Raw genomic sequence first — 20,137 nt, forward strand, 5'->3', positions numbered from 1 at the left:
TTGCGTCACCTGCTTGGAGCCGGAGCTGAGCCGACTCGCCATCCTGCTCTCGGGCATCACCATCCGCGACAGATCCAGCGATGTACCGAAGAGCCATGCCGCACGGGCTTAGCAAGCGTCACGTGGCAATCGGTCGTACTCATTCGTAATTTTCCAGCTCCTTACGAAGCAAACCTGCGAGCTCTTCGGCACTGGAGGTCACACCCTTGCCTGCGGGTGTCGGGAACACGCCAGCTAGCATACCTCGTTCTGCGAGCTTTGGCAGCAGCTCACCGAGAAGTCTCTCCAATGGGATTTCCTCAACCTCGTAATCCACCCAGTCTCCAGCACGGCAGAGCTCAGCATATTCGCGAGCAGGCCAAAGCGGAAACACCGGTATTCCCTCATCATTCTCCATGAGCGACCAGCCATCTTTCCAGAGGCCCCATGCGGCCTCCCATGCGACCACCGTCTTCACGAAGTGACGAAAGCGGGCTGGACCATCAAGCGCCAAAACAGACCGAATCTCTTTTTCAGTGGTTCGTTTCATCGACGCTCCTTGTTCGCTCGACCAAAATCATCGAGCTTATGCTGGGTCCTATGAAGATCCGTGTCCTGAAGCTTCGAGGGCGACTCAACGTGATCGTAACCCTTAGCTGCCTCGCGCCCTCTACTGTGAGCGAGCTGTTTTCCTGGTGGGACGCGGATAGTGGGTCGCTGACCACGGTCAATAGCGTTCTGCTCTTGCTTAATCCAGCCTCGGTCTGCAGATGATGTACTCGGGTCTTCAGCGATTTGCCTTAGCCGTTCTTGGGCACGGGCACGTCCAGTTCCTCCCTTTACGGTTCCGGTAGATGATGCTGGTTGTTTCGCAGCCGCCTGCCCCGTCTGCGCCGGAGGTGCCGCCTGCGGAGAACTCGCCGGCTTCGCCGCCGGCGCAGGCTGCGCCGCTTTCGCCGGCTGCGCGGCCTGCGGCGGCTGCGCCGGCGTGGCCGCAGGCTGCGCCGCCGGCCGAGCAGCCTGCTGCTGCATGACGAACCTGAACAGCAGCCGGCGCATGCCGTCCCCGATACCGCGAGACGTGCGACCCGCCGCCGCAGCGCCGGCGTTCATCCGCTGCAGCATCTGCTCCTGGTGGTACTTTTGCCCCGCCGGCCCGTTGAAGCAGCTCGGGTGCCGGCACCCATTGGCCCCAGGCGGGAAGTTCCGGTGTCCCCCTTGCGCCTGCCGCCCATCCGGGTCGACGAGGTTCACCGGGTTGTTCAGCGTGTAGCTGTACAGCCCGAGGTTCCCCGGGTTGAACACCCCTCCGCCCGGCCCTCCCTCCATGTACTCGTCCAGGATCGGATCCGGGCTCAGCCACACACTGCCCCTCGGGTCGTAGTACCGCGCCCCGAAGTAGTACAGCCCCCGTCGCCTGGTCGAGCTCCTTCCCCGTGAACACGTACGCTCGCCTCAGCTCGTACCGCGAGTCCGACGCGTCTATCCACAGCTCCCCGCTCGGGAAGTACTCGTCCCGCTGCGTCAGCGTCTGCTCGTTGTTCGACGCGAAGCTCGTGCTGCCCAGGTGGTCCGGGTGGTAGTACAGCGTCGGCGGGTCACGGAACCAGTCAGGATCCATCTTGCTCGCTATCCGCGTCTGCCCCGCATAGATGTGCTTCGTCACGAACCGCCCGTCCCGCTGCGTCAGGTGCTGGTCGTGGTACGCCGTCTCCTCCTCGCCGCTCACGTAGTGCAGGTGCACCCGCCGCTCCCCGTCGCCGTCGTACAGCATCCGCGACTTCAACTGCTGGTTCTGGCTCACGCGGCTGACGCGGTTCTCCTCGTTCCAGTCCGTCGTCCGCGTGCCCGCCGGGTACGTCCAGCCGGTCTGGTTGCCGCTCGCGTCATACCGCATCTCCCGCAGCCACGGGGCCGACTCCGCCACGAGCTGCTCCTCGATGCGTTTCGGCGCGTGCGGCTGCGAGCCCGTGTACTGGTACTCCGGCCAGTACGTCTGCTCCCGGATCGGGTGGCCCTCCTTCCATGGGTCGCACTCCTCCTCCTCCGGGGGGCACGTTCGCGGCTCGTACCGGTAGCTCGCCTGGTCCTTCGTCAGGATGTTGCCGATCTCGTCGTACGCGAACGATAGCCGGTAGCGGTACTGCCAGTCTCTCCGGTCCTGGTACGTCCCGCTCGCCGAGAGCAGCTGGTACAGATCGTCGTACCCGTACTCCTGCGTCGTCGGCCCCACCAGCACCGAGCCCGGCATGTCCTGCTCGTACGGCACATCGTTCCGCACGCGCTCCAGGTTGCCCGCCACGTCGTACTCGTACCGCATCCGCTGGAACGCCCTCGCCGGCCGGCCGCGCTCCACGAGGTACCTGTCGCGGTGGTCCGCGTTGATCTCCTGAAGCCGCCGCGACTTCTCGTAATACCGATACGACGTCGCGATCCCGTTGCCGTGCACCACCCTCACCCGCTGCTCGAACTCGTCGTACCCGATGTGCTGCAGATACTGCGTCACCGCAGGCTCGTCCGGGTGCTGCGGGTTGATCTGCGTGTTCGTTCCCACGGCCGACCGGACCAAACCCCCTCGGTCGTAGCCGTACGTCACCACCTCCGCCCCGGAGCCAGGGAACTTCAGCGACAAGAGCCGCCCGAACCCGTCGAAGTCGTACTCCATCGTCGCCTGGTACGGGCCCCGGTGCGGCTCCCGCAGCCGGGGGAACTCCGTCGTCAGCTTCGCCACGTTCCCCAGCCGGTCATACCAGAACGTCCTCTTCCCCGCCTCGCTCTGCTCCTCCACCAGCCGCCCGGCCCGGTTGCCGTGCTCGTCGCCCGCCTCGTCCGGCTCGCCGTACACATACGTCACGTCCGTCGAGTCCGGGTAGTTCACCCGCGTGAGCCGGTTGAAGTCGTACTCGTACCGGATCAGCTTGCCCGCACCTTCCGCCAAGAGCTTCGCCGTCTGCCGCGCCCCGACGTTGCCCGACCGATCGTAGCGCCACTCCGTACGCCCCATGTCCGGGCTCGTCAGCGTCACCATCCGCCCCAGCGTGTCGTACGCCGCGGTCGTCACGTTCCCGCGCGTGTCCATCACCCGCACGAGCTCGTCGACCGCGCTGTACCCGTACCGCGTCATCAGCGTCGTCCACGCCTCCGACCCGCGCAGCCGATTGCGCTCCTCGACCGCCACGATCGCGTTGTCCACGTCCTGGTACGCCTTGCGCACCTTCCCCTTCGGGTCGACCTCCGTCGCCACGAACATCGCCACGCCATCGAGCTCGTCGATATCATAGCTCGTCGTCGTCACCGCCTCGCCGGTCTCGGCCGCCTCATCCGGCTCCCTCCGCTCGACGATGCGCGAGAGCACGTCGTACTCGAACGTCGTCGGGTGCTTCAGCGCCACGTCCACGAACGCCGTCGCCTCGCCCGTCGCGAACACCGGCTGCCCCTGCTGCCAGACGCGCCCCCGCTCGTCCAGCACCACCCGGCCGCTCACGCTCATCCCCACCATCGGAGCGGCCCCCGTCCCGGGATCCTTCTCCAGGTCCTTCTTCGTCTGGATCACCCGGTCCAGCCCGTCGATGAACGTCACCGTGTCGATCGGATCCCCCGGGTGCTGCACGTCCTTGTGCCGCGTCCGCGCCCAGGCCGGCAGGGCGACGCTCTCCCCTGGCTCCAGCGCATACTCGAACGTGATCGTCGCCTCCGCCGCCGTCAGCGGGTCGTCCGGAGCGAACACCGCCCGCAGGCGCCCGAACGCGTCGAAGTCGTAGTGGACCTCATGGCCGTTGACGTCCCTCACCGCGCTGACCGCGCCGTAGCGGTAGTCCGACCACGTCTCCGAGAAGTATCCGAACGAGTCGTCCACCCGGGAGAGGTACGTCTCCGCCACATCGTCGTACTCGTACGTCAGCGTGAAGGCCCGCGGCTCGATCACCTGCTCCAAATTGCCGTACGCGTCGTGCGAGAACTCCCATGTTGGATTCGTCGATGCGTCTCCCGTGTACGGCGCGCCCGTCGCCGGATCCTTGCCGCCGATCACCGTGCTCGTGATCCACTCGACCGCTCCGGTCACCTCGTTGTACCCGGCGGTGCGCCCGCGCAGCAGCGTCCCCGCCCTGTCGCGCACCTCGACGCTGTCCGCCCGCACGATGTGCGGTCCGTCGTACGTCACGTAGTGGATCGTGGTCGTGACGTCGTCCTCCAGCGTGCCTGGCTCACCGTGCTCGATCACCTCGATGAGGTTGCCGCGGTCGTCCCAGTCCCGCTCCTCGCTCGTCTGTTTGCCGGGCGCGCTCGGGTCCGTCGTCTTGCCCTCGTACCACGACATCGTCCGCAGCTCTTCCCTGGGGAAGAACGAGCCCGTCAGCGTCGGCTGCGCCCCGGGCGCGCGATAGGCCACCTCTTGCCGGCTGAACAGCCGCCCCTCGGCGTCCTGCTCGATCACCTCGGCCACCAGCCCGCGACGGTAATAGTCCTGGTTGTGGTACCGCGTCACGATCTGCGAGCCGTCCTCGCGCGTCGCCGTCACCTGCGCGAAGCCGTAGTCCTCGCGCTCCGCCCGGTCGTAGAAACCGCTCTGGTGGTAATCGAACGTGTGCACGTAGGCCGGCGTGCCCATGCCGTCCTCCACCTCCACCCGCGACAGCACCCACTTGCCGCCGGGCATGTCCACGCTCAGCTCGTCCGGGCTGCTCGCATACGCCACCTTGTTGCCCTCACGCGCATAGTCCAGCCGGATGCTGCCGCCAAGCGGACGCACCACCCGCGACAGCCGGTTCGTCTTGCCCGTCAGGTTCAGCCGCGCACGCAGCGCCGGGTCGCTCTCGCGCAGCATCCCCTCGCTCAGCTTCAGCACGTGATCCGCCGTCCCGTCGCCGTCCACGTCCTCCCATGCGAGCTCGCTCCGCCCGTCGCTCAACCCGAGCTGCGCCGCGATCTCGAGCACGATGCACACGTACGGCGTCGGGATCTTGATCGGCACGCCATACCCCGCGTTGAACGCCGTCGTCTCGGAGAACGACAGCGCGTCGTTGCTGCCGTTGATCTCCCTCGTGTACTCCTTCTCCAGCACGACCCCCCACGGCAGCGCGCCGCTCACCGCCGGCGCGCTCCACCTCTCCTCGGGCCCGAAGCGGTCGCCGAGGTTGAGCCGGACCCGGTAGTAGCCCTGTCCAGGCTGCTTGCTCACCCGGTCGGGCAGCCTGTCGCCGTTCAGGTCCACGAAGTCGACGAGCGTCCGGCTCACCGTGTGCGCGATGCCGCCACCGATCCCCGCATAACCCACCTGCAGGCTGTTCGTCGTGTTGTCCTGCACCCGCACCGTCGAGAGCTGCTCCGGCGACCAGACCCGGCTCAGCGCGGTCAGCGGGTCCCCGTCGACCTCCGGCAGCGGCTCGAACGGATCGCCGCTCGGATCGAGCGCCGCCCAAGGGCGCTCGTCCCCGAAGCGGTAGCCGAGGTTCAGCTGCACATGGAGCACGCCGCCCGTGCTACCCGCAGTAAATCAGGAGCTTCTTGTACTTGGCCTGCTCCCACGGGTCGTCAGGCGTGTGCTCGGTGAGCTGAACGATGAAGCACACGACGCGGTTGGCGCGCCAGTACGGCAGCACCAGCCGCTAGCGGAACAGCGCCCGGATCTCGCCGCCCGCGAGGACGAAGAGGCCCGTGGCCAGCGCCGCCGTCCACGCGCTCACGCACCCGAGCGAGGACGACGCGCGAGGAGTCCCTTCATTGCAGCGCGATACTGAAGGCATCGCACTCAAACCGCATGGTCTGTCTTTCCAGGTCCTCTACGACGAAGCGGGCGCGGTCTCTGCCCTCGTGCGCAATACTTCGAATCCGAAGACAGAGTAGCTGCGTGAGACCTCCGCCGAACTCGGACAGCGAGAATTGACTCACGTCGAAGCATGTTAGCACTACGCTAGACCCATCTCGACTTCCGTTGAGCAGCGTAATCGAAACGGTACACAGCCACGATCCAGGCTCGGAGCTGAACTCAAGAGCAAGCACGTCGGTATATCCCGATAGATGATCGTTTGCGGATTCGATATTCACTGAGGAGTTCCTCCGGGTATAGGCCGCCCCTGATCCAGCGGATGCGGTCCGGGGTGAGGGCCGGTTTCTCGACCGCGAGGTCCATATCCAGGTCCGTACTCGCGGATGTGATGATGAGGGTCAGCGTGGGTTCGCGGATCGGGCTGCGACGTGTAGTCCGTTCGCCCGATCTGCCTGCCGTACTTGTCATAGTGAGCCGAGTACGGTTCTGGCCGTGTGCGATTTGGTGATTGATACCACCCTTCGACTCGCCGAACACCTGGCGTGACCTGCTCTGGCGCAGCCCCTCCTGGCGGTCGAGCGACTTCGCCTCTACCCCCTGCAGCTCCTTTAGATGGTGCTGCCTGCTTCGCAGGCGCCTTCGCCGCCTCTGCCCCCTGCGGGGGCTTCGCCGCCGGCGCCGGTTGCGGGCCTTTCGCTGGCTGCGCCGCCTGCGGCGGCTGCGCCGGCGCGGCTGATGGCTGCGCCGGCGCGGCTGCCGGCTGCGCCGGCGGCCGAGCAGCCTGCTGCTGCTGCATGACGAACCTGAACAGCAGCCGGCGCATGCCGTCCCCGAGACCGCGAGACGTGCGACCCGCCGCCGCAGCGCCAGCGTTCATCCGCTGCAGCATCTGCTCCTGGTGGTACTTTTGCCCCGCCGGCCCGTTGAAGCAGCTCGGGTGCCTGCACCCATTGGCCCCAGGCGGGAAGTTCCGATGCGCCCCCTGCGCACTTCTCCCATCCGGGTCGACCAGGTTCACCGGGTTGTTCAGCGTGTAGCTGTACAGCCCGAGGTTCCCCGGGTTGAACACCCCTCCGCTCGTCCCTCCCTCCATGTACTCGTCCAGGATCGGATCCGGGCTCAGCCACACACTGCTCCTCGGGTCGTAGTACCGCGCCCCGAAGTAGTACAGCCCCGTCGCCTGGTCGAGCTCCTTCCCCGTGAACACGTACGCTCGCCGCAGCTCGTACCGCGAGTCCGACGCGTCTATCCACAGCTCCCCGCTCGGGAAGTACTCGTCCCGCTGCGTCAGCGTCTGCTCGTTGTTCGACGCGAAGCTCGTGCTGCCCAGGTGGTCCGGGTGGTAGTACAGCGTCGGCGGGTCACGGAACCAGTCCGGATCCATCTTGCTCGCTATCCGCGTCTGCCCCGCATAGATGTGCTTCGTCACGAACCGCCCGTCCCGCAGCGTCAGGTGCTGGTCGTGGTACGCCGTCTCCTCCTCGCCGCTCACGTAGTGCAGGTGCACCCGCCGCTCGCCGTCGCCGTCGTAGAGCATCCGCGACAGCACCTGCCCGTTCTGCGTGACTCGCGTGACCCGGTTCTCCTCGTTCCAGTCCGTCACCCGCGTGTCCGAGCCACGGTACGTCCAGCCGGTCTGGTTGCCGCTCCCGTCATACCGCATCTCCCGCGGCCACGGCATCGACTCCGCCACCAGGTGCTCGTCGATGCGCTTCGGCGCATGCGGCTGCGGGCCCGTATACTGGTACTCCGACCGGTACGTCTGCTCCCGGATCGCGTGGTCCTCGCGCCATCCGTCGCACCCAGCCGGAACCGGCGTCGGGCACGCCTGCGGCACGTACCGGTAGCTCGCCTGGTCCTTCGTCAGGATGTTGCCGATCTCGTCGTACGCGAACGATAGCCGGTAGCGGTACTGCCAGTCTCTCCGGTCCTGGTACGTCCCGCTCGCCGAGAGCAGCTGGTACAGATCATCGTACCCGTAGTCGTGCGTCGTCGGCCCCACCAGCACCGAGCCCGGCATGTCCTGCTCGTACGGCACCTCGTTCCGAACGCGCTCCAGGTTGCCCGCTGCGTCGTACTCGTACCGCATCCGCTGGAACGCCCGCGCCGGCCGGCCGCGCTCCACGAGGTACCGGTCGCGGTGGTCCGCGTTGATCTCCTGAAGCCGCCGCGACTTCTCGTAATACCGATACGACGTCGCGATCCCGTTGCCGTGCACCACCCTCACCCGCTGCTCGAACTCGTCGTACCCGATGTGCTGCAGGTACTGCGTCACCGCAGGCTCGTCCGGGTGCTGCGGGTTGATCTGCGTGTTCGTTCCCACCGCCGACCGCACAAGGCCCCCTCGGTCGTAGCCGTACGTCACCACCTCCGCACCGGAGCCAGGGAACTTCAGCGACAGCAGCCGCCCGAACGCGTCGAAGTCGTACTCCATCGTCGCCTGGTACGGCCCCCGGTGCGGCTCCCGCAGCCGGGGGAACTCCGTCGCCAGCTTCGCCACGTTCCCCTGCCGATCATAGGAGAACGTCCTCTTCCCCGCCTCGCTCTGCTCCTCCACCAGCCGCCCGGCCCGGTTGCCGTGCTCGTCGCCCGCTTCGCCCGGCGCGCCGTACACATACGTCACGTCCGTCGAGTCCGGGTAGTTCACCCGCCTGAGCCGGTTGAAGTCGTACTCGTACCGGATCAGCTTGCTCGCACCCTCCGCCAAGAGCTTCGCCGTCTGCCGCGCCCCGACGTTGCCCGACCGGTCGTAGCGCCACTCCGTGCGCCCCATGTCCGGGCTCGTCAGCGTCACCATCCGCCCCAGCGTGTCGTACGCAGCCGTCGTCACGTTCCCGCGCGTGTCCGTCACCCGCACGAGCTCGTCGACCGCGCTGTACCCGTACCGCGTCATCAGCGTCGTCCACGCCTCCGAACCGCGCAGCCGATTGCGCTCCTCGACCGCCACGATCGCGTTGTCCACGTCCTGGTACGCCTTGCGCACCTTCCCCTTCGGGTCGACCTCCGTCGCCACGAACATCGCCACGCCATCGAGCTCGTCGATATCGTAGCTCGTCGTCGTCACCGCCTCGCCGGTCTCCGCCTCCTCGTCCGGCTCCCTCCGCTCGACGACGCGCGAGAGCACATCGTACTCGAACGTCGTCGGGTGCTTCAGCGCCACGTCCACGAACGCCGTCGCCTCCCCCGTCGCAAACACCGGCTGCCCCTGCTGCCAGACGCGCCCCCGCTCGTCCAGCACCACCCGGCCGCTCACGCTCATGCCCACGGTCGGGGCGGCCCCCGTCCCGGGATCCTTCTCCAGGTCCTTCTTCGTCTGGATCACCCGGTCCAGCCCGTCGATGAACGTCACCGTGTCGATCGGATCCCCCGGGTGCTGCACGTCCTTGTGCCGCGTCCGCGCCCACGCCGGCATGGCGACGCTCTCCCCCGGCTGGAGCGCATACTCGAACGCGATCGTCGCCTCCGCCGCCGTCAGCGGGTCGTCCGGACCGAACACCGCCCGCAGCCGCCCGAACGCGTCGAAGTCGTAGTGGGCCTCATGGCCGTTGACGTCCCGCACCGCGCTGACCGCGCCGTAGCGGTAGTCCGACGACGTCTCCGAGAAGTATCCGAACGAGTCGTCCACCCGCGAGAGGTACGTCTCCGCCACATCGTCGTACTCGTACGTGAGCGTGAAGCTCCGCGGATCGATCGCCTGCTCCAGGTTGCCGTACGCGTCGTGCGAGAACTCCCATGTTGGATTCGTCGATGCGTCTCCCGTGTACGGCGCGCCCGTCGCCGGATCCCTGCCGCCGATCACCGTGTTCGTGATCCACTCCACCGCTCCGGTCACCTCGTTGTACCCGGCGGTGCGCTCGCGCAGCAGCGTCCCCGCGCTGTCGCGCACCCCGACGCTGTCCGCCCGCACAACGTGCGGCCCGTCGTACGTCACGTAGTGGATCGTGGTCGTGACGTCGTCCTCCAGCGTGCCTGGCTCACCGTGCTCGATCACCTCGATGAGGTTGCCGCGGTCGTCCCACTCCCGCTCCTCGCTCGTCTGCTTGCCAGGCGCGCTCGGGTCCGTCGTCTTGCCCTCGTACCACGACATCGTCCGCAGCTCTTCCGCCGGGAAGAACGAGCCCGTCAGCGTCGGCTGCGCCACGGGCGCGCGATAGGCCACCTGCTGCCGGCTGAACAGCCGCCCCTCGGCGTCTTGCTCGATCACCTCGGCCACGAGCCCGCGACGGTAATAGTCCTGGTTGTGGTAACGCGTCACGAGCTGCGAGCCGTCCTCCCGCGTCGCCGTCACCTGCGCGAAGCCATAGTCCTCGCGCTCCGCCCGGTCGTAGAACCCGCTCTGGTGGTAATCGAACGTGTGCACGTAGGCGGGCGTGCCCATGCCGTCGTCCACCTCCAGCCGCGACAGCACCCACTTGCTGCCGGGCATGTCCACGCTCAGCTCGTCCGGGCTGCTCGCATACGCCACCTTGTTGCCCTCACGCGCATAGTCCAGCCGGATGCTGCCGCCAAGCGGACGGACCACCCGCGACAGGCGGTTGGTCTTGCCCGTCAGGTTCAGCCGCGCCCGCAGCGCCGGGTCGCTCTCGCGCAGCATCCCCTCGCTCAGCTTCAGCACGTGATCCGCCGTCCCGTCGCCGTCGACATCCTCCCATCCGAGCTCGCTCCGTCCGTCGCTCAACCCGAGCTGCGCCGCGATCTCGAGCACGATGCACACGTACGGCGTCGGGATCTTGATCGGCACGCCATACCCCGCGTTGAACGCCGTCGTCTCCGAGAACGACAGCGCGTCGTTGCTGCCGTTGATCTCCTTCGTGAACTCCTTCTCCAGCACGACGCCCCACGGCAGCGCGCCGCTCACCGCCGGGGCGCTCCACCTCTCCTCGGGCCCGAAGCGGTCGCCGAGGTTGAGCCGGACCCGGTAGTAGCCCTGTCCAGGCTGCTTGATCACCCGGTCGGGCAGCCTGTCACCGTTCAGGTCCACGAAGTCGACGAGCGTCCGGCTCACCGTGTGCGCGATGCCGCCGCCGATCCCCGCATAACCCACCTGCAGGCTGTTCGTCGTGTTGTCCTGCACCCGCACCGACTCGAGCTGCTCCGGAGACCAGACCCGGCTCAGCGCGGTCAGCGGATCCCCGTCGACCTCCGGCAGCGGCTCGAACGGATCGCCGCTCGGATCGATCGCCGCCCAGGTGCGCTCTTCCCTGAAGCGGTGGCCGAGGTTCAGCGCCACACGAAGCACGCCGCCCGCGCTCCTCACCTTGTCCGGAAGCCCGTCGCCGTTCACGTCGAGCAGGTCGTTCGTCGTCTGCGACGTGCCCCAGCTCTTGCCGAGAGAGGGCAGCACGCTGAGCACCTCCTTGGTCTCGGCGCTCGCCTCGATCTTCTCGGCGACCACCGACGCCGCGGATCCGAAGCCGAACCCGAACCGCGCGCTCATGGTCTCGATGACCCGGATGTCCCCCGGCCCCCCGAGGGTCAGGGCGCCATACTGCCCCGGCTGCTGCCCGTCGCACCGGCCGCCGCTGCCGCACGTCTGGACGCGCACGCCGCCCTGCGTGACGGCATCGGGCCGCCCATCGCCGTTGAGGTCGACGAGCTCCAGCTTCGACTCGGTGGTCCCGGTCGTCACCTGGAACGACCCGATGAGCGCGAGCTCCCCCGAGGCCGAGCCGTTGTGGCTCTTCCTCAGCCCGGGGACGTTGGCCACGTCCTCCGGCCGGATGCCGCCGACGCGCGACGGCTTGAGCTCCCCGGCCCGGATGTACATGTCCGCGCCCGAGCCCCGGAACACCGGGCCGCTGACGCTGCCCACGAGAGGAAACCCGGCCTCGCCCGGCGACCAGCCCGCGTGGTACCCCTCCCAGTGCGGCTCGACGCGCGTGAAATAAGGCGGCCTGTTCTCCTCCGGCCTCCGGCGGAGCTGGTTCTCGTCGAACGGGTACTCCGTCGTCCACTCGCCATAGCTGAAGCCGCGGAACCCGCCCACCATGCGGGCTTCCAGCTTCCCATCCGGGATCGCTCGAGCGTTCACGGCGGGCACGTCCAGCACCGTCCCCGTCTCGTTGAACACGAGCTGCGGGAGCCACGACACCGACGCTCCGGGATCCGACAGCGATGTGTCCATGTCTGCTGCGCTCTCGAAGAACTTCGTGAAGGCGAGCTCCTCGCCCTCCGTCACCGGGAACACCACCGGATCGCTCGGGCCAGGCACGCTCCTGGCCGGCGAGATCGCCTCCGCTCCGAGCAGCTCCCGGAACAGCCGCTCGATCCCGCGATCCACCCGCAGGGTCACCGGCCCCTGCGTCGCTCGCTTGGAGGCGGAGCCGAGCAGGCTGACCGGCCCGCTCTCGGGCATGGCCACCCGCGACAGCGAAAGCGCCGTCCCGCCGGTCGTGCTGTCGCTCAGCTGCACGGGCGCCACGATCGACTCCTCGGGCACCGAGATCGGCCCGCGGTCGCCGGGCAACGCTTCGAGCCCGCAAACCCTCTTTCCGGACGGACCACCGGACCTGGGCGCGCACTCCCCTACCGCGCGGCAGCTCCCCGGATCCGCGTCGTGGCCGCACACCTCGGTGTACCGGGCGAACCCCTGGTACTGCACGCGCGAGGGGTCGACCACGTTCTCGCCGAGCTCGGCGTACAGGAACAGGAGGTCGCCCTGAAGCACGGACACCTGCCACGCGATCTCGGTGCCGAGCTGCGCGCCGGACACCCTGGTCTGATGGAGCTCGATGCTCTGCCCCGAGTCGACGTCCTGGCGCACGAGCCGCACATCGAACGCATCGTCCGCGTCGGTCCTGACGAAGCTCGCCTGCACGGTGACCTGCCCGTCCGCCCCCGCGGCCCAGCCCGGCACGCTCCGATCGAGCACGGAGAAGTCGTCCGCGAAGGTGAAGGTGAAGACCGGGCGCCCGAGCGCGTCGACGCGCGTCATGTCGCCCGGAAACAGCGGCAGGCAACGCTCCGACGGGCAGAGCTCCGTATAGCGGATGCGCGGGTTCCAGCGCGTGACGTCGCCCTCGATGTCCTCCTTCGGGTCCACGCGGAAATAGAGCGCATCCCTCGGACGGACGCGGACGCGGATGCCGCTCCCGCACCCCCTCTCGCCCTCGGGCACACACGCAGCATCGCTCGGCCCGATGTCCCTCTGCCAGAGCGGCAGGTGCTCGCGGTGCAACCTGTCACTCGGCCGCGGCGCCAACGTCGTCTTCGTGATCGACGCCGTCACCCCGTCTCCCGCGCCGCCCCCGGCCAGCGACACGCCGCCGTCGATGATGACGACACCGTCGTACGGCGGCACCCATTTCACCAGCGCGCTGGTCCGGTAGAACGCGTTGCGGAGCGCCTCGACCTGCTCGCCATCGCTGAAATCCTCGTCGATCGTGAACCCGGCGCCGCGGGCGCCCGGCCCCAGCCGCGCGTTGTTCGGGTTCAGCGTCGCCCCGCTCCCATCCAGCAGCTCCGGGAAGCCATCCCCGTTGATGTCGAGCAGCAGGCTCTGCGCGGTCGCGGTGCTCCAGGCACGGTTGAGACCGAGACCTCCGAGCTCCTGGAACAGGTGCATCGCCCCCTGCAAGCCGGCCGTGATCTGGTGCGTGCTGCCCACGCTCTCCGGCGAGAACGCGTTTCCGCTCGACCGATCCGGGAGCGAGTTCAGCCAGACGCCGTTGCTGCCCACGAAATCCGGGAGCCCGTCGCCGTTGATGTCCGTGAACGCGACGTCCTCGTCGTCCGCCCCGAACGAGACGGAGACCCCCAGCCCGACGTGCGGATCACACACCGTCGGCCCCACGCCGACGAACGCGCTGAGCCCCCCTTCGACCGAGCTCGTGGCCCCGAGACCATCGCGCCCTTCCGCGGGGCGGCTCCACTCCGTCGGCGCCGAGAACACCTGGAGCTCGCCGCCGTCTTGCTGGAGGCCGAAGTACTCGAAGCTGTGCTCGTAGAGCGGCTCCTCACCGCCGTTTCCGTGGACAGCGATGCTCTTCAACAGCGACTTGTGATGGTGCCGCGCGTCCGGCGTGTCGTATGCGAAATGATAGCTCCGGATGATCTCCTCGGCATCGGGCGCCTGGCCCATGGTCACGTCGACGCGCGTAAGCCTCCGCGTCGTCCGCACCTCGAAGCCAGCGCGCGCCGAGCTCACGACGTCTCTCCGCTGCGCTCCGTCGTCCACGGAGAAGACCACGTGATAGTGCGCTCCAGGGACGCCGCTCTCGTGCTCCGTGTAATCGATCCGCTGCGGATAGAGCTGCACCCAGTCCTCGCCCTCGGGCGCGTCCTTGAAGTACGAGATCCGCATCCGGTTGCCGAACGTGTCTTCCACCAGCTCCAGGTTCCAGCGGAAGATCCCGACCTCGCTGGACCGGTCCGTAAGACGCGCGCCCGCGCTCTGCCCGTAGGTATACCGGGTGCCGTCCTTGTCGGTGACCACCCAGTGAAAGCTCTTGGGATCGGCCCCGAGTCGCTCGATGCGATCGAAGGCGCCCTCGACGCGCCGCTCGTACCTGCCCGGCTGACCGGGGATGGCCCGCAGCATCTGGCCGTCGAGCGTGTAGAGCTCGTCGCCCGTGTACCGCCACACGCCGAACCGCGTGTCGATCTCGATCGCCGAGACGCGCAGATCCCACCCCACGCCGAGCCAGCCATTGCCCAGCTCGCTCTCGTACGTGACCGCCAGATCCGGCGCGATGCCGTGCCGGCCCGGCGGCACCTCGATCGGGAACGACAGCTGCGCCGTGCCCCGGCCGTTCGCCTCCGGCGGCTCGATGAACGACACGCCCGCAGACGGGCTCGCGAGCTGGATCCCCTTCATCGCGTTGGGATCGAACGACTGCGCGCCCGGCTGATCCGGCATGGAGATCGCCGCGTTGACGAAATCGGTGAAGTGATCCGTCAGGCTCGTGAGCTCCCGGGCCCCGCCCTCCTCGACGCGCCCGAGCTTCGTCCATCGCTGAACCGTCTCGTCGAAGTAGAAACCGAAGATCTCCCTGGCCCTGGCGCCGCTCGGGATCGCTGCGGCGTCGACAGGCAACGTCAGCTTCACCGGCTTCTTGAACTTGAGCCCGTGCGGGCCGAAGCGGAACGCGCGCCCCTCGGGCGTCACATTGCGCATCGCGCGCCCCATCGGCTGCACCTGGACGGGCATCAGCGGGCGGATCGTGATGCGCGTCGTCTCTTCCAGCGCGTCAGGCGGGATATCGAGCGTGGCGCCCGCGAACGAGAGCACCGCGCCCTTGTCCGGGCTCACCACCGCGCCATAGGGCGCGCCGTGGTCCACGACGAGCCCGCTCGGGGCGGCGCCCGCGGCGCACGGACCGAGATCGAGCTCGCGACCGAGGCGCGTGCCGTCCTCGATCCGCGCCTCGAGGCGCGCCGTCCACGCCCGGTGACTCGCCCCCTCGGGCTCCGGGAGCGTGAGCTCGAAGCTGCCGTCGTCGCCCAGCGTCACCGGCTCCGGGCCGGCGAACAGCCGTGCTCGCGACGCGTCCTCGCCGGCCAGATCGAGGAACCCGCGCACAAGGGCTCTCCCCTCGGCGCACTCGCCGTGCAGCGGCGTGCTCAGCGCGATCCGCCGCGCGCGGGAGGGGACGGGGCTCGCCACCACGGCGACGTCCGACACCTCGGCGTGGCTCCCCTTCGCCCGCGCGATCTGCACGGAGGCCGCCCCCGGCCAGCTCGCTGAGTGCGGGAGATCGAACCGGTGCCAGCCCGGCGGCAGGTCCTTCAGGTCGAAGCGCAGCCCCTCGGCTCCTTCGCTGGGCGCGATCCGGAGCTCCCCGGCGCCCGCGCTGGTCAGCTGGAAGAGGAGCGCGTGCGGCGCCACGCGCGCGCCGAAATCGAGGCTCAGCGCCTCCGTGCGAGGCGCGCGCTCGCCGCCGGCCGGCCGGGCGCGCGCCTCGGCAGCGGGACGCGCCTCGACCACACCGGCGTGCGGGATCCCGACCACCCGCAGCGCGCTCACGGTGAATCCGTGCTCCTGCTCCGCGGAGGGCCGGAACCGCACCACGTTCTCGCCGCGCCTCAGCCACGCGGGCGCGATCTCCTCCACTTGCAGACCTCCGGTCGCGGGCGCTGCCGCCAGGGAGCCGCCGCGCGGGGCCGTGCCGTTGATCTGCCGGTTCACGCTCGACCAGTGCCCGCGGCCCTCCAGCTGGTAGACGAGGAACGCGCGCGCGAGCGCCCGTGGATCGGTGTCCACATGGAGCGACAGCGATTGCTCGCCGCCCGTGCGCGTCACTGTGGCCCGCTCCGACGTCGCAGCGAACTGGTAAGCCCCGGCGAGCCGCCCCGCGAGCACGCGATCGGCGAGCTCCACCTCCGAGAGGCCGCGCGTGGGCGCGCCGGCGCTCCAGAACAGGATCTCCTGCGGCCCGCGCTCGCCCGAAGGAAGCCACTCGAGGACGACGTGCTGGGCCGTGACCGCCATGGGAAGGCGCGTCCAGCGCTCGCCCGTGTCGTGGAGCGGCACGTCGGCGAGGCCGGAGACGGCCTGAAGCTCGGCGCCGTCCTCCGCACGGACCGTGAGCGCGCCCTCGCTGCGCCCGTACAGCGCGAGCGCCTCCAGCGCGGTGGGCTGCGGAAACGAGACCCGTATCCGCACCTTCTCCCCCGTCTCGCTGCGAAGCCCCGTATCGCCGCGGCCGTCGAACAGGACCCACGGGTCCACCCCCGGGCCGGCGCCATCGGCGCGAACGTCCGCTGGCAAGGCCACCATCGGGACCACGGCGAGGCCGTCGGGGCCGCCTGCGGGTTCTGCCGCGCTCGCGAGCAAGGCGGCGTCCCCGGCGAGCGCCGCCGCGGGCTCGGCGCCGCCGCGAGCGCCGGTGAGCCGCGCGCGCAAGGGATCGCCTATCCGGCGCAGCGTCAACGCTTGAGCCCACGCACCGAGGGGCGCGCTCACCACCATGAGCAAGAGAACGCAACCCGCGCACCGCCGCCATACCCGTCTCATCCACCCGGACGTCATCGCTTGCCTCCGCGGGCGCGAAGGGAGCAAACGGCATCGTAAATAGCAATTACAGACGATAACAGACGGGGCGGTCTCGCCACGAAAGGCGCCAAACTCGGCCGGTTCCCAGCACGATTTCAGCGCACCCGAAGGCGCTGCACCTCTGAGCCATCGAATTCGGACTACCGGGTGCGGAGAAGTTCATTATCCTGTGACGCTCAAGCAACACTCCTTGGCTCGCCCTCTCGACCGCCCGTGCGGCGTGGGGGTGGCCGATCACGCCGTTCACGGAGGTGACCTTGCGCAATCTCACGATAGGGGACCTGAAGCTCGCGCTGCGCGATCTCTTGACCGACAAGGCCGATGAGCTGCGCCTGTCGGCGACAGGCAAGCTGTATGAGCCGCGGCTCAGGGCGAAGCAGAAGGAGATCGACGCGATCCCCGACGCCGCGGGCACGCAGGCGCCGCTCGCCAGGGAGCTCGCCGAGGCAGACGCCCGGCACGACGGCCTCGGGGCGGCCGTCTTCTTCCTGTGCAAGGCCGTCGAGGCGCACCCCGCCTTGCCGGCGGCGCTCAAGGAAGCGGCGGCGACCGCGCAGCAGGCGTTCGTCCCGAAGCTCGACGTGCTCCGCGCCCCGTACGCCGACGAGGCATCGGCGGCGCTCGACAACCGGCCCGAGCTGACCCGGCTCAAGGCGGAGCTGAAGGCCGCCGCGACCCCCGGCGGAGGGACCCTGCACGACTGGGTGAAGGCGTTCGTCGCCGCCGGAGACGACATCGATGGCCTGCTGCGCAGGCGCGCCACGCTCCTCGCGACGGGCGAGAACGCCGCGGCCACCGGCCCTCTCCGCGGCGCCGCCGTCGGGCTGCTCGGGCGGTTCCGGGAGGCGCTCCGGGACGAGATCCAGGAAGAGGGCAGCAAGCTGCCGGCCGACCACGAGGCGCGGCTGTTCGCCTACGTCGACAAGCTCAACAGCGATCGCGAGCGGATCGGGCGCGGGCGCGCGGCGCCCGAGCAGGCCCCGCCCACGCCCCCCAGCCCGCCGACGGTGCCCAGCGCGTCAGCTCCGGCCGCGCCCGTAGTAAGCGCCGATCCCGAGCTGTAGCCGGACCGCTCGCGGCGACATGCCGGGGGCGTGAGCGGCGAGGCACCCGTCGATGTCCGACACACCCGGCAGCCTGCTCGGCGAGGCACCCGCCGATGTCTGATATCCCCGGCGGCCTGCTCGGCGAGGCACCCGCCCATGTCGCGACATCCCGGGAGCCGAGACGGAGCAGGCGCCCGCCCATGTCGGACCTCCCCGGGCGCATCGGCCAGCAGGCACTTCCCCATGTCGGACCTCCCCGGGCGCATCGGCCAGCAGGCACTTCCCCATGTCGGACATACCGCCGGAAGGCCCAGCAGCGCCCGCGCCGCCTCGCTCACCCCCCGCCAACAGCCGCGCGCGCAGCGCGTTCACAGATGTGCTGATGCGCACCGCCACGCTCATCACCAATGCCCGCCACATCTTGGCCGTCTTCACCGAGGCCCTTCTGGTCTCCTTCAAGGAGCGCTCGAACTTCGACGTCAGGTCGACATGTCGACGCGCTGTCCACCGGAAGCCGACTTTGCTTTGATGAAGGTCTTCATGTTCCGCCTCAGCACCGTGCGCGCCAAGCTCACCGTCCTCGTCGCGCTCTCTTCGCTCGCGACCCTCGCGGCCCTCCCCGTGCTCTCCTGGGTGATGCACCGGCAGCTCCTCGCGCAGATCAGCGAGCGCGTCCCGCAGGCGATCCGCAACTTCCGGCTGGAGCTCAGGCAGCAGCAGCGCGCCATCTCGGCGACCTCACGCCAGGCGTCTCGAACGCGCGAGCTGGTCGAGGGGCTCCGGCTGCGGAACGAGACGGCCGTGGAGACGGCGCTCGAGGCCGTCACCGCCGCCCATCCCAACGTCGCCATCGTCGCCTTCGATGAGCTCGGCAATCGGGTCGCGGCCAGGGGGCTCGATGCGCCGCCGCCGAGCACGGACGAGGTCCCCGGGCTCACCGAGGGCCTCTCGGGCCTCGCCGAGATGGACGACCTGCGGGACGTGCTCGTCCATGGGTGCGATGGACAGCCAGGCTCGCCGCCCGCGTACATGATCGCCCAGCATGCGAGGAGCGACGCCGGATCGCTGCTCGCCTGCATCCCCATCGATCACACCTACTTCGACGAGGTGGCGACGAAGCTCGGCGTGGAGATCGCGCTCGTCGATCCGTCGGGCAAGAGGATCACGGGCACGGCGCGCTTCCCGACCGAGCTGCTCCAGGGCTCCGTCATCGGCGACGAGACCCACCCCACGATCGTCGAGGACGCGAGCTCGCTGTGGGCCCTCTCCCGCTTCGCGCCCCGATCGCTCCGGGGCAAGGCCGGCGATTTTTCGATCGTCATGGCGCTCGACGTGAGCGACGTCCGCAACATCGTGCGCCAGAACCTGATGTTCGCGGCCGGCGTGCTCACCGTCGCGGCGCTCTTCTCGCTGGTCCTCGGCGCGCGCCTCGCAAGCACGATGTCGCGCGCGCTCTCCCGCGTGAACGTCGCCCTCAAGCACCTCGAGCAACAGCAGTACGTCCATGTGGAGGCGGTGAAGACCGGCGACGAGCTGGAGGATCTCGCGACCGGCTTCAACTCGATGGTCGACGGCCTCAAGGAGCGCGACAAGCTCCGCAGCACCTTCGGCAAGTACATGACCGAATCCGTGCTCGAGCACCTGCTCGCCGGCAAGGTGCAGCTCGGCGGCGAGACGCTCACCGTCTCGATCCTCTTCTGCGATATCCGGAGCTTCACGACGATCAGCGAGAGGATGAACGCCCATGAGCTCGTGGGGCTCCTCAACGAGTATTTCACCGAGATGGTGGCCATCATCCTCGACGAGGGCGGGGTCGTCGACAAGTACATCGGCGACGCGATCATGGCGGTGTTCGGCGCGCCCGTCCCCAGGCCGAACGACGCCGTGCGCGCCGTGCGCGCGGCCGTCCGCATGCGCGCCGCGCTCGAGCGCTTCAACGAGCGACTCGCCAAACGGGGAATCCCGGCGCTGAAGACCGGTGTCGGGATCCACACCGGCGAGGTCGTCGCGGGCAACATCGGCAGTGAAGCGCGGATGGAGTACACCGTCATCGGCGACGCCGTGAACCTCGCCTCGCGCCTGGAGAGCGCGACCAAGGAGCTCGGCGTGAGCGTGCTCCTCAGCGAGGACACGCACCTCCTCGTGAAGGACGTCTTCACCACACGTCCCGTCAGCGAGATCACCGTCAAAGGCCGAGTGCAGCCGGTGATGACCTACGCGGTGGCGGATCTCTGACGAGCGCCTGGGGCGATAGCGCATCAAGGCGCTCGGCGCGGCGGGGGTGCGCGTGACCGCGGGCTAGCACCAAACGCCTCCGATCCCTTCGGAGCGTTCAGCGACGACTTTCTCCTC

The 20,137-nt window shown here is 68.9% G+C and carries 6 protein-coding genes and 1 pseudogene; 2 read left to right on the forward strand and 5 right to left on the reverse strand.

Annotated features, from left to right (window positions below; translation table 11 throughout):
- Positions 1 to 139: 139 nt before the first annotated feature.
- The 5 genes and pseudogenes from WME95_RS38025 to WME95_RS38045 all read right to left on the reverse strand — a co-directional run bounded on the left by WME95_RS38025 (position 140) and on the right by WME95_RS38045 (position 16,616).
- Positions 140 to 529: a DUF2750 domain-containing protein gene (locus tag WME95_RS38025; protein ID WP_437904196.1), complete on the reverse strand. Its 390-nt coding sequence runs from the start codon at positions 527 to 529 to the stop codon at positions 140 to 142.
- A complete protein-coding gene (locus tag WME95_RS38030) occupies positions 526 to 1,344 on the reverse strand; it encodes a polymorphic toxin type 8 domain-containing protein (RefSeq protein ID WP_437911070.1) in 819 nt (272 codons plus the stop codon). The genes WME95_RS38025 and WME95_RS38030 overlap by 4 nt, the downstream gene beginning before the upstream one ends.
- Positions 1,345 to 4,438: 3,094 nt before the next feature.
- A pseudogene (locus WME95_RS38035) lies at positions 4,439 to 5,449 on the reverse strand (toxin TcdB middle/N-terminal domain-containing protein); the annotation flags it as partial.
- Positions 5,450 to 5,585: 136 nt separating this feature from the next.
- Entirely contained in the window at positions 5,586 to 5,723 is a 138-nt protein-coding gene (locus WME95_RS38040) for a hypothetical protein (RefSeq protein ID WP_437904197.1), read from the reverse strand.
- Positions 5,724 to 6,020: 297 nt separating this feature from the next.
- Complete coding sequence (locus tag WME95_RS38045) at positions 6,021 to 16,616, reverse strand: SpvB/TcaC N-terminal domain-containing protein (RefSeq protein WP_437904198.1); 10,596 nt, start codon at positions 16,614 to 16,616, stop codon at positions 6,021 to 6,023.
- A 374-nt stretch (positions 16,617 to 16,990) separates the two neighbouring features.
- Between WME95_RS38045 and WME95_RS38050 the strand changes: the two genes are divergently transcribed.
- Both WME95_RS38050 and WME95_RS38055 read left to right on the forward strand, forming a co-directional pair.
- Positions 16,991 to 17,803, forward strand: coding sequence for a hypothetical protein (locus WME95_RS38050; protein WP_437904199.1), 813 nt, complete (start codon positions 16,991 to 16,993; stop codon positions 17,801 to 17,803).
- A gap of 522 nt (positions 17,804 to 18,325) precedes the next feature.
- Positions 18,326 to 20,020 carry an adenylate/guanylate cyclase domain-containing protein gene (locus WME95_RS38055; RefSeq protein WP_437904200.1) on the forward strand — a complete coding sequence of 565 codons (1,695 nt, stop codon included), beginning with the start codon at positions 18,326 to 18,328 and terminating at the stop codon, positions 20,018 to 20,020.
- Positions 20,021 to 20,137: the final 117 nt, after the last annotated feature.

Source organism: Sorangium sp. So ce327, from assembly GCF_051530205.1.
GTDB lineage: Bacteria > Myxococcota_A > Polyangia > Polyangiales > Polyangiaceae > Sorangium > Sorangium cellulosum_B.

What these genes read in the sequence shown, in the direction of transcription:
- WME95_RS38025 (WP_437904196.1), bottom strand. Translation starts at nt 529, where the DNA reads ATGAAACGAACCACTGAAAAAGAGATTCGGTCTGTTTTGGCGCTTGAT.
- WME95_RS38040 (WP_437904197.1), bottom strand. Translation starts at nt 5,723, where the DNA reads ATGCCTTCAGTATCGCGCTGCAATGAAGGGACTCCTCGCGCGTCGTCC.
- WME95_RS38055 (WP_437904200.1), top strand. Translation starts at nt 18,326, where the DNA reads ATGTTCCGCCTCAGCACCGTGCGCGCCAAGCTCACCGTCCTCGTCGCG.